The sequence below is a fragment of the Bradyrhizobium cosmicum genome (genome assembly GCF_032290525.1).
Taxonomy (GTDB): Bacteria; Pseudomonadota; Alphaproteobacteria; order Rhizobiales; family Xanthobacteraceae; genus Bradyrhizobium; species Bradyrhizobium cosmicum_A.
Genome location: NZ_JASXTA010000551.1, coordinates 1 through 240, shown reverse-complemented (window position 1 = coordinate 240; position 240 = coordinate 1). Strand labels below are relative to the sequence as shown.

The following is a 240-nucleotide window of genomic DNA, read 5'->3' as shown; positions in this document are numbered from 1 at the left end:
CATGGTACGTTTGTTTTTGGTCGTGGTGTAAAAATAACCCGTACCTGCAGTTGAAACTAATTTGATTTTATCACGCATCGCAATTGCTCCCTAAGAATATGAAAAGGCAAAAATTAGATTTTTTCGCCACGAGCACGCATATCAGTTAAAACTTGGTCAATACCAACTTTATCAATGATACGCATACCTTTGGTAGTCAAGCGAAGCTTAACAAAGCGGTTTTCGCTCTCTACCCAAAAA

General features: G+C 38.3%; 2 protein-coding genes. Both read right to left on the bottom strand.

All coding sequences use genetic code 11. The annotated features are described in order from the left end of the window. Nucleotides 1–78: 50S ribosomal protein L33 (gene rpmG, locus QSV46_RS40895; RefSeq protein ID WP_314964456.1), on the bottom strand; the 78-nt coding region annotated here is incomplete at its 3' end. A gap of 35 nt (nt 79–113) precedes the next feature. Next, nucleotides 114–240: L28 family ribosomal protein (locus tag QSV46_RS40890; protein WP_409997310.1), on the bottom strand; the 127-nt coding region annotated here is incomplete at its 5' end.